Source organism: Streptomyces soli (assembly GCF_003999195.1).
Taxonomy (GTDB): Bacteria; Actinomycetota; Actinomycetes; order Streptomycetales; family Streptomycetaceae; genus Actinacidiphila; species Actinacidiphila soli.
On the sequence record NZ_RJVR01000295.1, the window covers coordinates 17,529 to 37,116 of the forward strand.

The 19,588-nt window shown below is 69.3% G+C and carries 14 protein-coding genes and 1 pseudogene; 7 read left to right on the forward strand and 8 right to left on the reverse strand.

The window, feature by feature from the left end:
- Positions 1-625: 625 nt before the first annotated feature.
- Positions 626-1,603 (reverse strand): cation diffusion facilitator family transporter, encoded by a 978-nt coding sequence (locus tag EFK10_RS33150; RefSeq protein ID WP_127359355.1) that lies wholly within the window; start codon positions 1,601-1,603, stop codon positions 626-628.
- 273 nt (positions 1,604-1,876) lie between these two features.
- Between EFK10_RS33150 and EFK10_RS33155 the strand changes: the two genes are divergently transcribed.
- Together EFK10_RS33155 and EFK10_RS52870 are read left to right on the forward strand one after the other, a co-directional pair.
- A complete protein-coding gene (locus tag EFK10_RS33155) occupies positions 1,877-2,233 on the forward strand; it encodes an ArsR/SmtB family transcription factor (protein WP_127359356.1) in 357 nt (118 codons plus the stop codon).
- A gap of 9 nt (positions 2,234-2,242) precedes the next feature.
- Positions 2,243-2,443, forward strand: a pseudogene (locus EFK10_RS52870) (helix-turn-helix domain-containing protein); the annotation flags it as partial.
- Between the two features lie 504 nt (positions 2,444-2,947).
- On the opposite strand, the gene EFK10_RS33165 reads toward EFK10_RS52870, so the two are convergent.
- Together EFK10_RS33165 and EFK10_RS33170 are read right to left on the reverse strand one after the other, a co-directional pair.
- Positions 2,948-3,367, reverse strand: a complete 420-nt coding sequence (locus tag EFK10_RS33165) for a PIN domain nuclease (protein WP_127359357.1) — start codon at positions 3,365-3,367, stop codon at positions 2,948-2,950.
- The gene (locus EFK10_RS33170) at positions 3,367-3,621 is read right to left on the reverse strand and encodes a type II toxin-antitoxin system VapB family antitoxin (RefSeq protein ID WP_127359358.1); all 255 of its coding nucleotides are present in this window, start codon (positions 3,619-3,621) and stop codon (positions 3,367-3,369) included. The genes EFK10_RS33165 and EFK10_RS33170 overlap by 1 nt, the downstream gene beginning before the upstream one ends.
- Before the next feature lie 401 nt (positions 3,622-4,022).
- Between EFK10_RS33170 and EFK10_RS33175 the strand changes: the two genes are divergently transcribed.
- Complete coding sequence (locus EFK10_RS33175) at positions 4,023-4,298, forward strand: hypothetical protein (protein WP_127359359.1); 276 nt, start codon at positions 4,023-4,025, stop codon at positions 4,296-4,298.
- Positions 4,298-4,693: a hypothetical protein gene (locus EFK10_RS33180; protein ID WP_127359360.1), complete on the forward strand. Its 396-nt coding sequence runs from the start codon at positions 4,298-4,300 to the stop codon at positions 4,691-4,693. Before EFK10_RS33175 ends, EFK10_RS33180 begins: the two co-directional genes overlap by 1 nt.
- Before the next feature lie 389 nt (positions 4,694-5,082).
- Here EFK10_RS33180 and EFK10_RS33185 read toward each other — a convergent pair whose 3' ends face one another.
- Positions 5,083-8,082 carry a S53 family peptidase gene (locus EFK10_RS33185; RefSeq protein ID WP_127359361.1) on the reverse strand — a complete coding sequence of 1,000 codons (3,000 nt, stop codon included), beginning with the start codon at positions 8,080-8,082 and terminating at the stop codon, positions 5,083-5,085.
- 526 nt (positions 8,083-8,608) lie between these two features.
- On the opposite strand from EFK10_RS33185, the gene EFK10_RS48960 reads away from it, so the two are divergent.
- The 3 genes from EFK10_RS48960 to EFK10_RS33205 are packed head-to-tail and all read left to right on the forward strand — an operon-like array spanning position 8,609 to position 13,531.
- Positions 8,609-9,343 carry a WXG100-like domain-containing protein gene (locus EFK10_RS48960; protein ID WP_206305686.1) on the forward strand — a complete coding sequence of 245 codons (735 nt, stop codon included), beginning with the start codon at positions 8,609-8,611 and terminating at the stop codon, positions 9,341-9,343.
- Positions 9,340-13,221 (forward strand): RHS repeat-associated core domain-containing protein, encoded by a 3,882-nt coding sequence (locus tag EFK10_RS33200; protein ID WP_206305687.1) that lies wholly within the window; start codon positions 9,340-9,342, stop codon positions 13,219-13,221. Before EFK10_RS48960 ends, EFK10_RS33200 begins: the two co-directional genes overlap by 4 nt.
- 1 nt (position 13,222) lies before the next feature.
- Entirely contained in the window at positions 13,223-13,531 is a 309-nt protein-coding gene (locus tag EFK10_RS33205; protein ID WP_127359363.1) for a hypothetical protein, read from the forward strand.
- Between the two features lie 145 nt (positions 13,532-13,676).
- On the opposite strand, the gene EFK10_RS33210 is transcribed toward EFK10_RS33205, so the two are convergent.
- From EFK10_RS33210 to EFK10_RS33225, 4 genes are all read right to left on the reverse strand, one after another.
- Positions 13,677-15,185 carry a carbohydrate binding domain-containing protein gene (locus tag EFK10_RS33210; RefSeq protein WP_127359364.1) on the reverse strand — a complete coding sequence of 503 codons (1,509 nt, stop codon included), beginning with the start codon at positions 15,183-15,185 and terminating at the stop codon, positions 13,677-13,679.
- 32 nt (positions 15,186-15,217) lie between these two features.
- Positions 15,218-17,269 (reverse strand): carbohydrate binding domain-containing protein, encoded by a 2,052-nt coding sequence (locus EFK10_RS48965; RefSeq protein ID WP_206305688.1) that lies wholly within the window; start codon positions 17,267-17,269, stop codon positions 15,218-15,220.
- Between the two features lie 126 nt (positions 17,270-17,395).
- Positions 17,396-18,085 (reverse strand): response regulator, encoded by a 690-nt coding sequence (locus EFK10_RS33220; protein WP_127359365.1) that lies wholly within the window; start codon positions 18,083-18,085, stop codon positions 17,396-17,398.
- Positions 18,082-19,404, reverse strand: a complete 1,323-nt coding sequence (locus EFK10_RS33225; protein ID WP_127359366.1) for a sensor histidine kinase — start codon at positions 19,402-19,404, stop codon at positions 18,082-18,084. The genes EFK10_RS33220 and EFK10_RS33225 overlap by 4 nt, the downstream gene beginning before the upstream one ends.
- Positions 19,405-19,588: the final 184 nt, after the last annotated feature.

Below are 19,588 nucleotides of genomic sequence, written 5' to 3' on the forward strand. Positions count from 1 at the left end.
CCGCTGCGGGTAGGGGTCGGACCGGGGCGCGGTTCTTAGAGGCCGCGCGAATAGGTGGGGCGGCGTCGCGTGCCGATGGGCGGCGCCTGGCGGCGTTGTCGTCGGTCGATGACGTCCCCCAGCCTGGCGGCTGGGTGGGGGTCCTCCCCCTGGCTTCGCCGGGGGCACCCCCACCGGCCGAAGGCTGGTGGGGGTCCTCCCCCAGCCTGGCGGCTGGGAGGTGCCCCCACCGGACGGAGTCTGGGGGAGAGTGCCCCCACCGCCTTGCCAGACTTGCCCCTCGCCCCGCTCCTTCACCCACCCCACCTATTCGCGCGGCCTCTTACTTGGTTGCCAGTCCGTTTCCCCGGCCCGCCCTCCGAGTGAAGTCGCTCCTACCCGCACTCCGTACTCCCGCCCGAGATCGCCGCCATCGAGCAAGAGCGGTGCGGGCCGTACCGCGACGCCGGCCTGTGCGCCAGCTGCGGACTGCGCGGCCGCGTCCAGCACCGCTGCGCCGCCGCACCAAGCCCAGCCTCGTCGCCGACCAGCGTGAAGCTCGACCACCCCGCCCAGCCCAAGATCCCGCCCCACCCCGGCGCCGCCCCTTCTCCCGTCGCACGGCAGCGGTGGAGGCCGCCGCGGGTCAGGACGTCTGGTGGTGGGCGAGCATGGCGTGCGGGTCCTCTTCGCCGATGCGGGTCGGGTCGGGGTGGATCAGCGCGGCGGTCAGGCGTGGGACGGCGTGCAGCAGGGCGTGCTCGGCGTCCACGGCGACCTGGTGGGCGGCCCACAGGCTTAGCGAGCCGTCGACGGTGATGGTGGCCTCGGCCCGCAGCTGGTGCCCGATCCACCGCATCCGCACCTCACCGACCCGCTTCACGCCGTTCACGTTGCGTAGCGTCGTTTCGGCGGTGTCGATCAGGGCGGGGTCGACGGAGTCCATCAGGCGCCGGAAGACCTCCTTGGCCGCGTCCTTGAGGACCAGGAGGATCGCGAAGGTGATCAGCAGTCCGACAATCGGGTCCGCGAGTTTCCAACCCAGGGCGGCCCCGCCCGCGCCCAGCAGGACCGCGAGCGAGGTGAAGCCGTCGGTGCGGGCGTGCACGCCGTCGGCGACCAGCGCTGCCGAACCGATCTTCCGGCCGGTGCGGATACGGTAGCGGGCCACCCACTCGTTGCCGATGAACCCGATGACCGCGGCCGCCGCGACCCAGGGCAGGTGGGTGATCGTCTGCGGGTTCAGCAGCCGGTCGATCGCGGTGTACGCGGCGAGCGCCGAGGACGCGGTGATGGTGATCAGGATCGCAATACCGGCCAGGTCTTCGGCGCGTCCGAAGCCGTAGGTGAACCGGCGGGTCGCCGCCCGCCGCCCGAGGACGAAGGCGATCCCCAGCGGCACGGCGGTCAGCGCGTCCGCGCCGTTGTGGATCGTGTCGCCCAGCAGCGCCACCGACCCCGACAGGGCGAAAACCAGGGCCTGGAGCACGGTCGTGACGCCGAGGATGGCCAGCGAGATCCACAGCGTGCGCATGCCCTCGGCCGAGGCTTCCATCGTGGTGTCGACCTTGTCCGCCGCCTCATGACTGTGCGGCTTGACCAGGTGCGCCACCTGGTGCTTCATGCGCGCCCACCGGCCCGGCCCATGCGCGTGATCGTGATGCTCGTGGTCATGGCCGTGCCCGTGGTCGTGCTGGTGATCGCCTTGGGTGTGATCCCTGTGCGCGCGGCCTGCAGGATCGTGCCGGTGGGCCCCCCTCCCCGTGGCCGTGTCCGGCGTGCTCGCCGTGCTGGTGGGGGTGCTCTGATCGCTCACGACAGGTCACACCTTCCGGAACGGGGGCCTTGGGCAGCGGGCCGGGTGGACACCGCCCGTTCATTGAACCATTATGTGCGTATGAGCGCACGCATGCACCTATCAGGTGCGCAGAGTACGCAACAGCGAGATGATGGCGAACGCCTCGCCGTGGCCGCGGAGGTCCTCGGGCTGCTCGCCGACCGCACCCGCCTGGCCCTCCTGCAACGCCTCGCCGAGGGCGAGGCGGACGTGACCACCCTCACCGAGGCGTGCGGCGCGGCCCGCCCGTCGGTCAGCCAGCACCTCAGCCGGCTGCGCCTGGCCGGACTGGTCACGACCCACAAGGAAGGCCGCCGGGTGGTCTACGCCCTGCGCCACGGACACCTGCGCCGGCTCGTCGAGGAAGCCCTCAGCGTCGCCGACCACCAGCTCGGCATGCTGCCGCCCCACGACTGACACTTTTCGCTTCTGCTGTCCGCGCAGGGCATACCCGTCGCGAAGATCGCCGAGGTGACGCTCAGCAGCGCGGACCGAGTCCGGGACGTGATCCACGGCTTCAACGCCGACGGCTTCGAGTCGCTCTACCCGAAGTATCAGGGCGGACGGCCGAGGACCTTCACTCTGCCCGAGCGGCGCGAGATCAAGAAGATCGCCAAATCCAAGCCGTGGATAGCCTGTTCGCCCAACGCCCGGCGTACGCGTGCCACGAGATCCATGAACGTAGAACGCCTCGGCCCCCTCCTTCTTGACCACGGCGTACCTCCCGCCCACATCGCGGCCAACGCCTCTCGGTTCGACTCTTGGTGGGGAGAGGACTCCGCCAGACATCAGCACCTCATCGACTACTTCGCCACCTTCTCAACCCGCGTTCCCGCCCTCGCCTCGGTCGCCACCGCGGGTAGGGCTCAGCAGGAGGAGCTACTTTGGGAGGCAGAACTTAAGGAGCGCGCTGCGCGGGTGCGGGGGCAGCAAGCGAGGCTGGCAGATGATCGCAGCCCTCTGGTCCGGAACTAAGCAGAGTGGCTGGAGTCATGTTCGGTAGCCGCGTGTTCCCGAGCTGGCATGGCCATGGGCGCCGGGGCTGCGCGCTGTTCGACCACGGCCCAACTGGTCCACGCTAGTGCCCCGCGTCAGACATCTCATCGGAGGAGGCGGGGAAGGCCGGCATTCTCATCGGTCGGCACTGCCGGGCGGTACGACCCATTCGGTGGGCTGGCCCGTCAGGGAGCCGATCATGTCGAAGTCGCCGTCGTAGTGGAGGACCGTCCGCCGGTGTAGCTCTGCCGTGGCGGCAATCAGCAGGTCGGGAAGAGACAGGGCGCGGTGGAAGCCTGCGTTGAGTGCGTGGCGCTGGATCTCGAGAGCGCGGGTGAAGGTGTCATCGTCGGTGCGGAGGTAGTCGAAGGCGTGGAGCCAGGTGCTGATCCGTGTTGCCTCGGAGCTGTCCCGTGCGGACTGGATCATCTCGTACTCGGTGGGTTGGCACACGGCGAGGAGATAGCGCTCGTGGAGGGGCTTGAGCACTTCCTTGACGCTCGGTTTCGTCCACCGGGCGAGGGCAGACTTGTCGATCAGGTAGTGGTCCTGCATCAGGCGGCCCGGCCTCCGTTGCGGTCGCCGTCGTGCTTGAGGGAGCCGTCGGCGTTGCGGGGGCCGGTGTTCTCGACGATCTCGCTGAAGTCGAGTTCGCCGGCATCCATGGCGTCGAAGAACTCCTGCCGCAGGTGCCTCTTGACGGCGTCTTCCATGGCGAGGCGCACAGCCTTGGCCTTCGTTTTGGTGCCGAAAATGCGCATGGCCTCGGCAACCATGTCCTCGTCGAGATCGATGACGGTTCTGGCCATGTGGATGGTCCCTTCGCGGATACTCCTGTCAGTAAAACGATACCATTTGTCAGCCAGAGTCGATATCGTTTCGAGGGTGGAGTCTCGTCGTGGATGGAGGCTGGGGAGTCCAGTGGTAAAGGGTCGCGCGGTCGTTCCTTGTGGGAACTGGACAGCCGTCCTCATCCCGGGCTCCGCCCCTACCAAGGGCCACCAACCAGCTCACCACCATCCGGTGACGCTGCGGTGACCAGGTCGGCAGGTCGACCTTCTTGCAGAGCCGCTCGACATGGTCGGAAAAGCATGCGCGGGTGGTGGACGGTGCCGTCGTGAGCACCGCAACGCGAACGGATCACCGCAACGGGAATTCGCGTGGGACCGCTGCCGCCGCGGTCCGGCGTTTCGGCGGTATGATGACTGGTATGGCAACGAAGAAGTACACGGTGACGCTGCCCGAGGAGCTGGCGGAGGAGATCCGCGCGGAGGTGGGTTCTGGAGGCTTTAGCCGGTACGTCACGCAGGCCATAGAGCGCCAGCGCGAGCGGGATCACCTGCATGAGTTCGTCGGGTGGTGGGAGGCCGAGCATGGGGAGGTCACTGACGAGGAACTGGCGCGCGCGGAGGCGGAGCGCCTGTCGCTCCAGCGGCAGTACGCGGAACGCAAGGCCCGTTCCGTGTCGGACCGCAGGGCGAGTTGATGTCCGAGCTCGTCTATCTCCTCGACAGTGAGGGTCTCTCCCAGGCGGTCCTCGGCCACCGTGCGATGGGTGCGCGTCTCAAGGACGCGGATCGCTCGGGGGTTCGGGTGGTGACCACGTCTATGACACTCATCGAGGCCTATCACAAGCGCGTCAAGCAGGCCGCGTGGAAGTGGACCCTCTCCAAGATCGCCGTCGAGCCGGTCACCCAGGAGGTTGCGGGCGAGGCGATCAGCCTGCTGGAGACCGCCGGGTTGCACGGACACAAGTATGCGATCGACGCCGCACTCGCCGCTGTAGCCCTGCGTCAGCGCGGCGATGTCACGGTCTTCACCTCCGACGCGGAGGACATGAGGCTGCTCTGTGGAGACCGTGTCGTCATCCAGGGCATCTGAGGGACAGGCGTCGATCAGGAGACCGGATCGCCCCGGACCTCGCTGTGCGAACCGTCCATGGACGACGGTGGGTGGCGGTACTGTCACGGGCTGGGCATCGCTCGGGCGCGCCGGTGATCGGGTGTCTGGACCTGGGACCGGGCGAGGTGCACCTCGTGCTCGCTGTCCCCCTCGATCCGACGGCCGTGGACTGAACTGATGCAGGCCGAGCCGATCCGCCCGAGCCGCGGAGCGATGCGTGAGCGGACCAGTCCCGCACGGCCTACCGGGTCGGAACCCCTTGAGGGACTCGGACCATCAGCTTTGCCTCCCGGCCGGCGGCCGGGAACGGCGATGCCCCGCCGACCACGGTGGTCGGCGGGGCATCGCCGTTGTGGCGTCGGTATGCGTCAGCTGATGTAGCCGGCCACGTCCGCGATCACGTTGGTGGTGCTGCTGGTGTAGAAGTCGACCTTGCCGTCGGAGCCGACCGGCACGATCACCTGGTTGGAGATGGTCTTGCCCTTCACCCAATTCAGGTTGGAGGCCGTCGGACGGCTGCCGCCGTCGGCCCAGGCGGTGAGGTAGCCACTGCCAGTGGTGCCGGTGACGGTGACGGTCAGTACGACTGCCTTGACGCCGGTCGGAATGCCGTCGGCACCGGAGATCTGCAGAGCCAGCGTCTTGCCCGAGCCCAGCGCGGCCGTCTTACGGGTGTCCAGCAGGCGCAGCGGGGTGACCGTGTCGAAGGTCGAGCCACTGGTGGAGAAGTAGCCGGAGACGTCGGCGATCACGTGGCTGGTGCCGTGGACGTAGATGCTGACGTTGCCGTCGCTGCCGATCGGTACGACCACCAGGTTGGGGATGGTGGTTCCGGTGGCCGACCAGTTGACGTTGGAGGCGGTCGGGCGGGTGGCGCCTTCGGGGTAGGCCTCCAGGTAGCCGCCGCCGACGGTCTGGGTTGCCGTCAGGTTGAGCACCACGGAGGTGGCGCCGGTCGGCACGCCTCCATGGCCGCGGACCTTGAGGCTGATCGTCGCGTTGGAGATCTTGGTGGTGGTGGAGATGCCGACCTTGGAACGGGTGTCCAGCAGGCGGGTCGGGGTTCGCGCCGTGTACTTGGACCCGGTGGTACCGCTGGTGTAGTAGCCCTGGACATCTGCGATCAGGTTGGTGGTGCTGCTCGTGTAGAGGTCCACCACGCCGTCGCCGGCCACCTTGACGGTCGCCGAGGCGGCGACGGTCTGGCTCGCGCCGGTCCAGTTGAGGTTGCTGGTTGACGGCTTACTGGTGCCGTCGGCCCAGGCAATCACCGAACCCGAGCCGGTGGTGCCGGTGGCCGTGAGGTTGAGCACGACACCAGTCACGCCGCTGCTGGGGATCCCCCCGACGCCCTCGACCTTGACCGGGGCGGTGCCGCCTGCGACCAGGGGTTTGGTGGACGGGATGGAGCTGAGGCCCCAGCCGGTGCCGTTACGGGTGTCCAGCAGGCGCTTGGGGCTGCTGAGCGGGTGGAAGGTGGAGGCGCCGGTGGCCGCTGTGCCCTTGGCTGCGCACAGCGCGGTGGTCAGGCCGGCCTCCTTGGGCGAGCCCAGGCCGGTGACCTCGTCGTAGCCGGCCGCCGCCGTGAAGCCGGTGGCGTACACGGAGTTGTTGCCGCTGGTGACGTCCCAGAAGTTCGTCGGGTAGCTGCTCCGCGCGGCCTTGTAGAGGGCGTTGTTGAGGAAGCCGACCTGGCCGTTGGCCTGGCAGGCCGTGCCGGCGTTGGCCTGGACGATGGCGGCGGCCCAGGTCGGGGCCGCACCGCTGGTGCCGCCGATGATGCCGGGGATGGGGCTGGAGGACAGGGTGTCGTCCAGGTAGTAGATCGGGAAGCCGGTGTTCGGGTCCGCCAGGGCGGAGACATCCGGCACGGCACGCTTGGTCGTAGTGGCGATGCCGCCCTGGTAGATGACGGGGGCCCAGCGCGAGGAGACGCCGCCACCGGTACCGGCGCCGGAGTTGTTCCACGTCTTCTGCGTCGTGGTGCTGCCCGAGGTGGTCATCGTGGTACCACCGACGCCGGTGACGTAGGGCTGGCTCGCGGGGTCGTCGACGGCCTTGGCAGTGGAGCCGTTCTGGTAGTAGCAGTCGCTGGAGCCGCTGTCGCCCGAGGCGGCGACCACGCTCTGGCCCTGCGCCGCGGCCTCCGCGAAGATGGTGTTCTCGGCGTTCGCGGTCGCGCTGCTCTCGACCGCCTCGCACTCACCCCAACTGGTGGAGAGAACCTGCGCCTGGTCGTCGGTGACCATCCGCTGGTAGACGTCGAGCACGTTCTGGTCGGTCGCGGACGGGGCGTCCACGCCCTGATAGTCGATGATGTTCGCGCCCGGTACCAGACCGATCAGATCCTCGATGTCGAGCGCCGATTCCACGCCGACGTTCCCGTCGTTTGCTGGGGCGCCGGCCCCTGGTGTCGTATCGACGTACACGTTGGAGACCGAGGTGTTGGTGCCCACGCAGGACTGGTACGCGGCGATGCTGGAGGCGTCGACGTTCTCCAGCTCGAACACGGCCACGGTCTGCCCCGCACCGGCGGTGGCGGAGCTGGTCATCCCGTAGGCGCCGGCCAGTTTGCCGGGGCTGTAGTAGTCGGTGCCGTCGGTGAGGCCCGAGTCGGTGAAGTCGGTGCAGAGCCCCGGGCTGTACGCGTGAGGGGCCACCGCGTGTGAGCTGCGTCCGGCGGCAGCGCTGGGCTTGCCCGCGCTACGCACCGCAGAGTGGTGGCTGGTGATGGTGTTGATGTCGCTCAGGCCGACGATCCCGGTCACCGACGACGCTATGTTCGCGGGCAGCGAGGGGGCCGAGGTGTTCAGGTAGTCGGTGGTGCCGTCCTTGAGCCGGACGTTCCGGAAGCCGGTGCCGAAGGCGTGGGACGCCTTCGCGGCGGTGGCGGTGACCGGGATGGACAGGCCGTCCGAGCTGACCTTGCCGGGGGTGAGGCCGGCCGTCTTCAGCGCCTGGGAGACCTCGGCGATGGTGGCCCGGGTCGGGCCGAAGACCGAGGCGAACTGCCCCTTGGCCAGGTAGTGGTGGTACAGGGAGGTGCCCGGGGTGGATACCGCGGTGACGAAGTCCGCCAGCGCCTGCGGGTCGCGCGGGGCGAGGTTCACGCTGAGATGCAGCGTGGTTCCCGAAGCGGTCGCGCCGGCCGCGGTCGCGCCGGCCGGGACACGCGGGGCCGTACCTATTCGCTTGGGCGCGTCCGATCCGGCGGTGCCCCCCTGGGCGACCGCGGAATTGGCGGTGGCGGTGACGATGGTGAGGGCGACGACGGCGGTGGACGCCACCATGATCACCCTGGCCCGTCTGCCGGTCTTGCCCGCCGCGGGTCCGGGACGTCCCGGCGCGGCGTGGACCTTTTTGGGCATGCAGAATCTCCTAGAAACTGACGCACCGTCATATTCATGGGTAGGACGGTGGTCGAAGCCTCACTCTGGCGGCGGGCGCGTCCGCGCAAGTATGTGCGCAGGCAGGAGCTATCCCCCTTAACCAGAAGTGTGTGCATTGCTTATCAGGAGCAGACAGGTGTTGTCGTCAGTCCATCGGGAACCGTGGGGGGATCTTTACGACACGCAGTGATCCGGGTGGTCAACAGCGCCGGACGTGTGTCCCCGGCACCGTACAGATCACGCGCTATGACGTCGATGATCCGGACGAGTAGAGGCAAGCAGATCGCGCGGCTCAGGCAGGGGTGTCTGCGTCTCGCCGTGGGGGAGCAGCCGGTCTGGAACGACCAGCGGGGAGGTAGGAGTGCGAGCCGATGCCGCCCGCGATACGGGCTCGGGCATGGCGCGGCTGACCTGATCCAGGGGGTTTGTTTGCCGTTTCCTTGCCGAGTGGAAGGCAGGCTTCTGCTGGTGTGTTTGAGGCTGTCGTTGGGCGGGGGTGGTTGTGGTGGCGATCGAGCTGCCCGCTGAGGTCGTGTCGTTACTGCAGTTCATCGGGATCAACTGGCCGAATGTGAACGAGGACAGCGTCCGGGAGTTCGCGTCGCACGTGCGGGATTTCGGGTCGAATGTGGACCAGACGCACCAGGATTCGACGGCGACGGTGAAGAAGCTGGCGGATGTGTATCAGGGCGCTTCGTATGAGGCGTTGCTGGTGAAGTGGGAGCAGGTGTCGTCCAGTCACATGTCGGAGCTGGTGACGGCTTGCCACACGGTGGCGACCGCGCTGGATGTGGCGGCGGATGTGATCGTGGGGATGAAGGCGGCGGCGATCGCGGAACTGGTCGCGCTGGCGGTGTCGTTCGTGGCGGACCAGGCGGCGGCTGTGTTGACCTTCGGGCTGGCGGAGGCGGCGGAGGCGCTGATCATTGCGGCGGCGGAGAAGGCCGTGAATTACCTGGAACAGCAGTTGGAGCAGTACATCATCGGTGAGGTCATCGAGGCGGCCGTCAACCCGTTGGTGGAGGTGGTGGGCCGGGCGGTGAGCGGTATGGCGTTCCAGGCGGCGGAGTCCGCGCTCGGGGTGTCGGCCGATGCGGGGGCGGGCGGGGTGGGGACGGGGTTCTCGATCCACCCGGAGCAATTGACGTCCCGGGCACAGTTGTTGCACGACCACGCGGAGACGGTGGCCTCGCATGCCGAGGAGTTCAAGACCAGGGTGGCCGGGGTGAGCTTCGAGTGACGAACAAGATCACCCAGGCGCTGGAGGACGGCGCCCGGAAGCTGGGTAAGACCCTGGGCGACGATGCCGGCAAGGCGGTCAAGGACCTTTACCACGGCACCGGGAACCGGCTGAAGAAGGTCGCGGAGAACCACGCCGAGAACGACGCCAAGCACGCCTCGGAGATGGAGAAGATCCTCAAGGGCGGCGGCAAGGACGAGATGCCCCGCGATCCGCACGCCACAGCGGGAGGCGGCGGCCGCGGCGGGAACCATGGCGGCGGGGGCGGCCAGCCCAAGGGCGGCGCCCGCGACCAGCTCGATGATCTGCACCCGAACAGCAACACCCGGCCGCCGCAGTCCGTAAACTCCGGGGGAAGCGACCCGGTCGACATGGCCAGCGGCCGGATGTTCCTGCCGCAGACCGACCTCGTGCTGCCCGGCGCGCTTCCGCTGGTGTTCGCCCGCCGGGTGGAGTCCGGGTACCGGGTGGGCCGCTGGTTCGGGCCGTCGTGGTCGTCCACGGCCGACCAGCGGCTGGAGTTGGACGAGCGGGGCGTGGTGCTGGTCACCGAGGACGGCCTGCTGCTGTCCTACCCGCACCCGGAGCCGGGCGGCGAGCCGGTGCTGCCGGCCAGCGGGCCGCGTAGGCCGCTGACCCGTAACGCCAAGGGCGACTGGGCGGTCCAGGACCCCGACACCGGCCACACCCGGCACTTCACCGCCGCCGTCCACGACGCGGGTCTGGCACTGCTGGACGAGATATCCGACCGCAACGGCAACTGGATCACCTTCGACCACGACGCCGACACCGGCGCCCCCACCGCCATCCGCCACCACGCCGGCCACCACCTCACCCTCACCACCGAGGACGGCCGGATCACCGCCCTCCACCTGGGCGGCCAGGAGATCCGGCGGTACGCCTACACCGACGGCAACCTCACCGCCGTCACCGATCCCTCCGGCGGCTCGCTGCGCCTGACCTACGACGAGCGGGCCCGGGTCACGTCCTGGACCGACAGCAACGACCGGCGGTACGAGTACGCGTACGACGCCCTCGGCCGCTGCGTGTCGGAGGGCGGCGAGGCCGGCCACATCACGCTGCGCTTCACCTACGACGACATCGACGCCGCCACCGGGCACCGGGTCACCACCGTCACCAACGCCGCCGGGCACAGCACCCGTTACCTGATCAACGACCGGCTCCAGGTCGTGGCCGAGACCGACCCCCTCGGCAACACCACCCGCACCCCGCACGACGAGCACGACCGGCTCACCGCCGTCATCGAGCCCCTCGGCCGCACCACCTCGTTCGCGTACGACGACCAGGGCCGCATCACCGCCGTCACCCGCCCGGACGGCCTGCGCGCCACAGCCACGTACAACGACCTCGGCCTGCCCGCCACCGTCACCGACCCGGACGGCACCACCTGGCACCAGCAGTACGACGCCCGGGGCAACCGCATCGCGCTGACCGGCCCCGGCGGCGCGGTCACCCGGTACGGCTACGACGACCGGGGCCGTCCGGTCTCCGTCACCGACGCGCTCGGCCGGACCTCCGGGATCCGCTGTGACGAGGCCGGCCTCCCGATCGCCTTCACTGACGCGCTCGGCGCCGTCACGACGCTGGAGCGCGACGCCTTCGGCGAGGTCGTCGCCGTGACCGACCCCCTCGGCGCCACGACCCGCGTCGTCCGGGACGGCGAAGGAAGGGTCACCGCACGGATCGACCCGGACGGCGCGCAGCGGTTCTGGACGTACGACGGCGAGGGCAACTGCCTCACGCACACCGACGCCATGGGCGGCGTGACCACCTTCGAGTACGGGCACTTCGACGTGCTGTGCGCCCGCACCACCCCCGACGGCGTACGCCACGAGTTCGAGCACGACGCGCAGCTGCGCCTCACCCGCGTCACCGACCCGTCCGGCCTGACCTGGGACTACGCGTACGACCCGCTCGGCCGTCTCACCACCGAGACCGACTTCGACGGCCGCACCCTCACCTACACCCACGACGCCACCGGGCAGCTGACGACCCGTACCGACGTCCAGGGTCAGGTCATCCGCCTCACGTACGACGTCCTCGGCAACGTGGTGGAGCGGGACGCGGAAGGCCAGGTCACCACCTACGCCTACGACGCGGGGTGCCGCCTGGTGCGGGCCGCCAACGCCGATGCGGTCCTGGAGTACGCCCGGGACGAGACGGGGCGGCTCCTTTCCGAGACCCACAACGGCCGGACCCTGAGCTTCACCCACGACATCCTGGACCGCAGGACCAGCCGCACCACCCCCTCCGGCGCGGTCACCACCTGGGAGTACGACGCCGCCGGGCAGATCGAGCGGATGACCACCTCCGGCCGGGCCTTCCGCTTCACCCGGGACGCCGGCGGCCGGGAGACGGCCCGTTCCCTGGGTGGCGGCTGCGAGATCACCCAGAGTTGGGACGCCCTCGGCCGACTGACCGCCCAGCGGCTGACCGGTCCGGGCGCCCGGCTGCTCCAACAGCGGGAGTACACCTACCGCCCCGACGGCCACCTCACCGGAGTCGATGATCCCGCCCACGGGCCCCTGCGCCACACCCTCGACGCCATGGGCCGCGTCACGGCCGTCAACGCCCGTGACTGGCACGAGAGTTACGTCTACGACGCCGCGGGCAACCAGTCCGAGGCCCAGTGGCCCGACGGCCTCCCCATGACGGAGTCCCGGGGCGAGCGCCGCTACACCGGCACCCGGATATCCACCGCCGGCAACGTCCGTTACGAGCACGACGCGCTCGGCCGGATGACCCTGCGGCAGCGCAAACGGCTCTCCAAGGCCCCGGAGACCTGGACGTTCCAGTGGGACGTCGACGACCGGCTCACCCGGCTCACCACCCCCGACGGGGAGACCTGGACCTACCTCTACGACCCCCTCGGGCGCCGGATCGCCAAGCGCCGTCTGACCGCCGATGGCGGGATCGCCGAGGAGACCACCTTCACCTGGGACGGCGCCACCCTCGCCGAACAGACCACCACCCGCGCCGACGGCGCCCCGGCCGTCTCCATCGCCTGGGACTACAACGGCCTGCGCCCGATCGCCCAGACCGAGTACAAGGCCGACCAGGACCAGGAGGAGATCGACCGGCGCTTCTTCGCCATCGTCACCGATCTCGTCGGCGCCCCCACCGAACTCGTCGACGATTCCGGTGAGATCTCCTGGCGCGCCCGCACCACCCTCTGGGGCACCACCACCTGGAACGTCGACTCCACCGCGTACACCCCGCTGCGCTTCCCCGGCCAGTACTTCGATGCGGAGAGCGGCCTCCACTACAACTTCCACCGCTACTACGACCCCGGAACCGGCCGCTACCTGAGCCCGGACCCGCTGGGCCTCAGCCCGGCGCCCAACCCGGTCACGTACGTCGACAACCCGCACCGCATGACCGACCCGCTCGGCCTGGCCCCGTACGTGAACCTCTACCACGGCACGAACAAGGCCGGCGCCGACGCGATCATCAAGAACGGCATCGATCCGACCTACAGCAAGCGGAACATGGACTTCGGCACCGGCGGGTTCTACACCACCAACAACCGAACCCAGGCGGAGAAGTGGGCGAAGCGCATCGCAGGAAAGGACGGCGAGCCCGCCGTCCTGCACTACCGCGTCGACCAGGCGGAACTGGACAAGCTGAACAACAAGAAGTTCGATGCGAACAGTGGCGAGGCCCTGGACGACTGGCTGTACAAGAGCCGTAAGGGCGAGAACAAGAACCACGGCTACGACACCGTCGAGGGCCCCATGCTGCTGAACCTCAAGGACTTCATGAACTGGAAGCCCTCGGTGCTCGGCGGCCACCAGATCGCCATCTACACTCCCAAGGCGGCAAGCGTCTTCAACAGCGGACTCCAGGGGGTCATCTGACGTGCCCGGACCCAGATACCTCATGCACCCCGTGCCGGCGGAGGTCGAGAAGTACCTCGACGACATCGCCGACGACATGGTGAGCCGGTTCGGCATCCCGCTCCGCGAAGCCGTGGCCCGGATCAACCAGCACTGGGAGGGGGAGTCCTTCGACGAGGAGGACGACCTGATCTTCCACGAGCTGCCCGACTTCTGGGCGGACCTCATCTACTACGGGACCGGGGTCCCGTACGGGGAGCCCGACGCCGACCGGTCGCAGTGGAAACCCCTTCCGGCCCCTCCGGCCGATTCGCCCGCCTGGACGCTCTGAAGGAGTTCCCCCTCGTGACCGTGTGTTTCGATCCGCCCCGCAGACAGTGAACAGGCCCGGCGCTGGTGCGCCGGGCCTGTCTGCTTCGGGTCGGCAGAGGGGCTAGCTGTGGGAGACGGTCAGGGAGTAGAAGGCGAGGGGCGGGTCAGCCGGCGTACTGGGTGATGATCTTGGTGAAGTCGTAGGGGTTCTGGGCGACGCTGCTGCAAGCGCCGTCGGCCCAGTTGTGGACCGTGTTGGGGTCGCAGGCGCGGTCGCGGTTGATGTCCCAGTAGGAGAACTGGGCGACGTGCTTGCTCTTTGCGAAGGCGAGCAGGTCGCTGAAGGTGCTCTGGGTGAACAGCTCGCTGGGCTGGTCGGTGTGGCCGTTCATCAGCTGGATGGAGGTGTGCGCCCAAGCGGTGGCGGCGTCCCAGCCGTAGAGCGACTGCAGTTGCGTGTTGACAGCGTTGGCGACGGTCTCGGCGGCCTGGGTCATGGTGCCGCTGGTGAGCCCGAAGTCGAAGTCCATGATGTTGACGACATCGATCCGGGCACCCGCGCTGATGGCCTGCCGTATCTCGTCCTTGCCGGTGTCGGGCAGGCCTACGGTGGTCATCGGGATGGTGAGGGTGACCTTCAGGCCGGGGTTGTTCTGCTCGAGGGTCTTGATGGCGCCCCAGCGAACCGCCATGTTGGCGTCGAGGTCGTCGCCCTCCCAGTCGAGGTCGATCCGGGTGAGCTTGTACTTGTCGATCACCTTTTGGTAGGCGGCGGCCAGCGCCGAGGAGCTGCCGCAGGTGGCGCCCAGTTCGGTGCCGTTGTAGCCGCCGAAGGAGACGCTGACGTCGCCGCCGGCCGCGCGGAGGGCTGTGACGTCGGCCTGGACGGTGGTGTCGGAGGCGACGGTGTGCGTGCTTGAGCCGTCCCAGGCGGGGGTGCAGTTGCCGGAGTCGAGCACGAAGGCGAACAGGAGTTCGTTCTCTCCGGAGTTGCTGACGATGTCGGAGATCGACTGTGGGGTGTTGTCCAGCGGCATGAAGTACGCGGGGTGCCGGAAGCCGGTGTCGGCCGGCACGGTGACGGTCGGAGTCGGAGTGGGCGTGGGTGTCGGGGTGGGGGTGGGTGTCGGGGTGGGGGTCGTCGTCGGGGTGGCCGTGGGGGTGGGAGAACCCGAGGGGCCGGTGAGCGACAGGTCGTCGGCTCCGAAGGTGCCCTGGGCGTACCAGCCGTGCACCCACACCGTGACGGACTTTGTCGAGGCGCCGGTGGTGAAGGTGGTGGACAGGCCGGTCCATCCGGTCGAGGAGGTCCAGGTGCTGGTGTCCGTGGTCCCGGTGCCGGAATCGCCCAGGTAGACGTACGAGCCCTGGACCTTGCCGGTGAGGGTGTAGGTCGAGTTGGGCTGGACGCTCACGGTCTGGGCGCACTGGGCGTAGTCGCTGCCGGTGGTGGTGCCCGCGAGGGCGTACGAGCCGGTGGAGACCGGGCTGGTCACCACCTTGTCGCCCGACGAGCAGTTCCAGCCGGTCAGGTTGCCGGTCTCGAAGCCGGGATTCTGTAGCAGCTGTACGGAGTCGGCCGAGGCGGCGGTCGCGGTGGCTGCCAGACCTGCGGCGGCTATGACGGCTGCTGCGGAGAGTATGGCGAGGAGCGGTCTTGCGGTGGTGGGCATGGCTGTCTCCTGACGGTGGGGCGTCACAGAAGTCACGGGAGTGGCGTCGGGCTGTTGAGGTAGGACTGCGTGCGGGTGGCCCAGTAGCCGAAGTCGCCCGGCCCGGTCTGGTACGTGCCGACCATCTCGGGCACGCCGTAGGTGCCGGTCCCGGTGCCGGCACCGAAGAGGATCGCCACGACACCGGCCGCCGCGGCGTCCGGGATGTGCGAGCCCCAGGTGACGGTGGAGCTGTTCACGGAGATCTTCGGGTCGGCCCCCGGATTGCTGCCGTAGAAGGACAGGTTGTTGCCGCTCGAGGTGAAGGAGTCGCCGTAGAAGAACGTGGACGCGGAATCCTCGCTCCGCTCGGACGTGTTGTCGAGGTCCGGGAACACCCCTGAGGAGTTCCAGTACGTCGGGCTGGGTGTGCGGGTGGAGTTGAGGTGCCCGACGGGGATCTGCCACAGGACCGCGGGCAGGGCGAGGGACTGCCGGATCGTCTGGACGTAGAGCAGGTAGTTGCTCCAGTGCGACGCGTTGAGGTAGCGGATGTCACTCGCGGGGTTCGGGTCGCGCAGGATGCCGAAGTCCTGGCCCCACTGGTCGAACGCCGTGAAGTCGGCGTGGTAGCCGATGTCGGCCGTCTTCACGAAGTTGGCGACCTGCGTGGCCACGCTGGTGACCGACTGGCGTCCGGCGCTCCAGCCCATGGTGTCGGTGTCCTTGAGTGCGTCGCGCACGGCCCAGGTGTTGACCTGCCAGCCGATGAAGGCCGCCGGGTCGTACTTCTTGATCGTGTAGTTGATCGCCTCGGTCAGTCCCCGGAGGTTGTTGCCGAAGGCCGGGTCGCTGCCGCTGGTCAGTACGCCGGAGGAGTACGCGGCGCTGGTGGCGGCCGGCATCCTGCTCGCGTCGTTGCCGTAGTTCGCCGCGTAGTTCTGCTGCAGGTAGCCGAGCATGTCTGGTTCGATCACCCAGCCGACCGGCTTTCCGGGCGCCGCGGTGTTGGCGGCTGCGGCGGCGTTCTTCAGGGACTGGAAGTAGGTGGTCAGCCATCCGGCGCTCTGCATGTTGGTGAAGTCGACGCTTGAGCCGTCGACGTTGCCGTTCATGCCGTAGTCGACGAGTACGGGTGTCATCCCGATCTGCTGGGCGTGGCTGACCAGTGTGGTGGTCGTGGCCGCCCAGTTGGAGAAGTCGCCGCCGATCAGGTACTGGTACCCGTAGTTCGGGACCGGGCCGTGCGACTTGAGGGTGCTGAAGAAGCTGTCGACCGTGGTGCCCGGCGTGTAGACGGTCCCGATCGACAGGTACGAGGGGTGCCACGCGGACGTGGAGCCGCCGCCGGTGCCCGCGGACTGGGTGGTGGCGGTGACGGACGCCGACTTGGCGGATTCACCGCCGCTGTTGGTGGCGGTGACCGAGTACGCGTAGGACGTGCTCGCCGCGAGGCCGGTGACCGTGGCGGTGGTCGCCGTCACCGACGCCACCTTGGCCGAGCCCTGGTAGACGTTGTAGCCGGTCGCTCCAGTCGACGCGTTCCACGACAGCGACGCGGAACTGCTGGTCGTCCCGGAGACCGCCAGGCCGGTCGGGGCGGCCGGTATCGTCACCGTGCCGGAGGGGCCGGTCAGCGATATGTCGTCGGCGCGGTAGGTGCCCTGGGCGTACCAGCCGTGCAGGTAGATCTTGACCGAGGTGGTGGTCGCCCCGGTGGTGAAGGTCGTGGACAGCTGCTGCCAACTGGTCGCGGACGGCGTCCAGGTGGAGTTGTAGCCGTCGGCACCCAGGTAGACGTAGGTGCCCTCGACGTACGCCGACAAGGTGTAGGCCGAGCCGGGTTGTACCGAGATGGTCTGCGTGCACTGGGCGGTGTCGGAAGCGGTCGTGGTTCCGGCCAGGGAGTGGGTTCCCCCGTGCACGGGTGTGGTGACCACGCTCGCGGTGGCCGTACCGCACGACCAGCCGGACAGATCCCCTGTTTCAAAACCTGAGTTGACGGCCAGATTCGAGCCGTCGGCAACGGCAGCGGTGGCCAGTGAAACGGAACCGAACACCATGAGGACGGCCGCGATGAACGCGACCCATGATCTGCGGGCCATGGACTCCTCCTCGTCTCGCACGGGCAGGAAACGGGAGGGGGCGCCGCACCTCCAGCAAGGAGAATGGTCTAGACTTTTGCTCTTCGTCAACCCCGTCTGCCAACTGGGGACTTCGCCGACGAACTCTTACGGCCCTGTGGCCGCAGTGCCCGCTCCGGGGGTGATCAGCCCGGTTTCGTAGGCCACGACGACGGCTTGGGCGCGGTCGCGCAGGCGGAGTTTGGCCAGGATCCGGGCGACGTGGGTTTTCACCGTCGCCTCGCTCAAACGGAATCGCGCGGCGAGTTCGGCGTTGCTCAGGCCTCTGGCAAGCGACTGGAGGACTTCGAGTTCCCGGGGGGTGAGGGCTGCCAGGTCGCGGTGCAGGGTGGCGGCCTGGGTGCCGCGGGAGGCGAAGCGTTCGACGAGGCGCCGGGTGATGGCCGGGGCGAGCAGCGCGTCACCGGAGCGGACGAGTCGGACGGCGGCGACCAGGTGTTCCGGCGTGACGTCCTTGAGGAGGAAGCCGCTGGCCCCGGCGGTCAGGGCGGCGTAGACGTAACGGTCGAGGTCGAAAGTCGTCAGGATGATGACCCGGGGCGGATCGGTCACCGCGCCGGAGAGGATGCGACGGGTGGCTTCCAGGCCGTCGATGCCGGGCATCCGGATGTCCATGAGCACCAGGTCGGGGCGGGTGCGGCGGACCGCCTCGAGGGCCTGTTCACCGTCGGCGGCCTCGGCGACGACCTCGATTCCGTCGGCGGCCAGGATCATGCCGAAGCCGGTACGGACCAGAGCCTGGTCGTCGGCGATCACCACGCGCGGCGGCTCGGTCACGACTGCTCCTCGACCGGTATGACGGCGCGAACCCGGTAGCCGCCGGTGGGGCGCCTGCCGGCCTGGAGGGTGCCTCCGTAGACGGCGAGGCGTTCGCGCAGGCCGATCAGTCCGCGGCCGTCGCCGGAGCCGGCCGGCGCTCCCGGGGTGCCGCCGGTGTCGGCCACCTCGACGTGCACCGCGTCGGGCGTGTAGTCGAGGCTGACCTGCACGCGGGCCCCGGCGGCGTGCTTGACGGTGTTGGTCAGTGCCTCCTGCACCACGCGGTACGCGGCCAGGTCGACGCCGGCCGGAAGGGGTGCCGGGGCGCCGGTGACGGTCAGCTCGACGGGGACGCCGGTGTCGCGTACGCGGTCGGTGAGGGCCACCAGTTGGGCGAGGCCGGGTTGTGGGGCGAGATCGGCGGTGGCGGCCGGGTCGGGGCAGCCGTCCCCGTCCATGCCGCTAACGCTGTCCATGGTGAGAAGACCCATGACATGGCGTAGTTCGGCCATCGCGGTCCGCCCGCCGGCCTCGACGGCCAGCAGTGCCTCGCGGGCCCGGTCGGGCGCGGCGTCCATCACCTTGCGGGCCGCGCCCGCCTGGATCACCATCACGCTGACATTGTGGGTGACGACGTCGTGCAGTTCGCGCGCGATGCGGGCGCGTTCGCGCTCGACCGCCAGGCGGGTGGCGGCCTCGTGCTTCTCCTCCAGGGCGCGCACGCGCTGCTTCCAGGTGTGGATCGTGTTGGCCGCGAGCCCGACCCCGAGCAGCGCGAGGAACGGGACGAACCCGGGCGTGATGTCCGGGACATTCGCGTCGTGAAACGCCGCGACCAGGCCGGCGCCCGCCACCAGGCTCGCTATCGCGCGCAGCCGGTACGGGCTGTACACGGCGGCGCTGTACGCGGCGACCACGCACGACAGGAAGGTGTACACGGCCGTGTCGCCGCCCCCGGCGCCGCGATGGAAGAGCAGCGTCGTGCCGATCACGGCCCAGAAGGCGGCCAGCGGGTAGCGCCGGCGTACTACCAGGGGCAGCGCGGTCAGGGCGGCCAGGACGAACTGCCAGGGCTGGAGGGCTCCCAGCTCCTGCGCGATGCCCATCGGCAGGGGCGGACCGGGCGGAGCCGGCGCCCCCGCCGGGAACGGCAGCACCAGACCGGGCCCTCGGCCCTGCCTCAGCGCGGTGCCCGCCGTACACGCGGCCAGGACGAAGGCGAGGATCGCGTCGGCGGTCCAGGCCCACCGGGACGGGCGCGGCGGCGGCCCGGGGGCCCGCAGCAGCTCCGCGATGCCGGTCCTCCACCGCTCCACGATCTCTGCCCCGCCGCCCATGGGGCCAGTGTGGCAAGCCGTCGGCCCCGGCCACATCCCTCCCGGTGAGGACGGGCCGTACATCGTCCGCGTACATCGCAGGGATGACGCGCTCGGAGGTCGTTCCGGAACGGTAGCCAAGCTCGCCACTGCGGGCGACGCCCCGGGCACGGCCCCGCGCCTAGCGTCGGGCCGAATCGTCAAT

Coding starts and splice junctions, on each gene's coding strand:
- EFK10_RS33150 (WP_127359355.1), bottom strand. CDS start 1,603: ATGAAGCACCAGGTGGCGCACCTGGTCAAGCCGCACAGTCATGAGGCG.
- EFK10_RS33155 (WP_127359356.1), top strand. CDS start 1,877: ATGAGCGCACGCATGCACCTATCAGGTGCGCAGAGTACGCAACAGCGA.
- EFK10_RS33165 (WP_127359357.1), bottom strand. CDS start 3,367: ATGCAGGACCACTACCTGATCGACAAGTCTGCCCTCGCCCGGTGGACG.
- EFK10_RS33170 (WP_127359358.1), bottom strand. CDS start 3,621: ATGGCCAGAACCGTCATCGATCTCGACGAGGACATGGTTGCCGAGGCC.
- EFK10_RS33175 (WP_127359359.1), top strand. CDS start 4,023: ATGGCAACGAAGAAGTACACGGTGACGCTGCCCGAGGAGCTGGCGGAG.
- EFK10_RS33180 (WP_127359360.1), top strand. CDS start 4,298: ATGTCCGAGCTCGTCTATCTCCTCGACAGTGAGGGTCTCTCCCAGGCG.
- EFK10_RS33185 (WP_127359361.1), bottom strand. CDS start 8,082: ATGCCCAAAAAGGTCCACGCCGCGCCGGGACGTCCCGGACCCGCGGCG.
- EFK10_RS33210 (WP_127359364.1), bottom strand. CDS start 15,185: ATGCCCACCACCGCAAGACCGCTCCTCGCCATACTCTCCGCAGCAGCC.
- EFK10_RS48965 (WP_206305688.1), bottom strand. CDS start 17,269: ATGGCCCGCAGATCATGGGTCGCGTTCATCGCGGCCGTCCTCATGGTG.
- EFK10_RS33225 (WP_127359366.1), bottom strand. CDS start 19,404: ATGGGCGGCGGGGCAGAGATCGTGGAGCGGTGGAGGACCGGCATCGCG.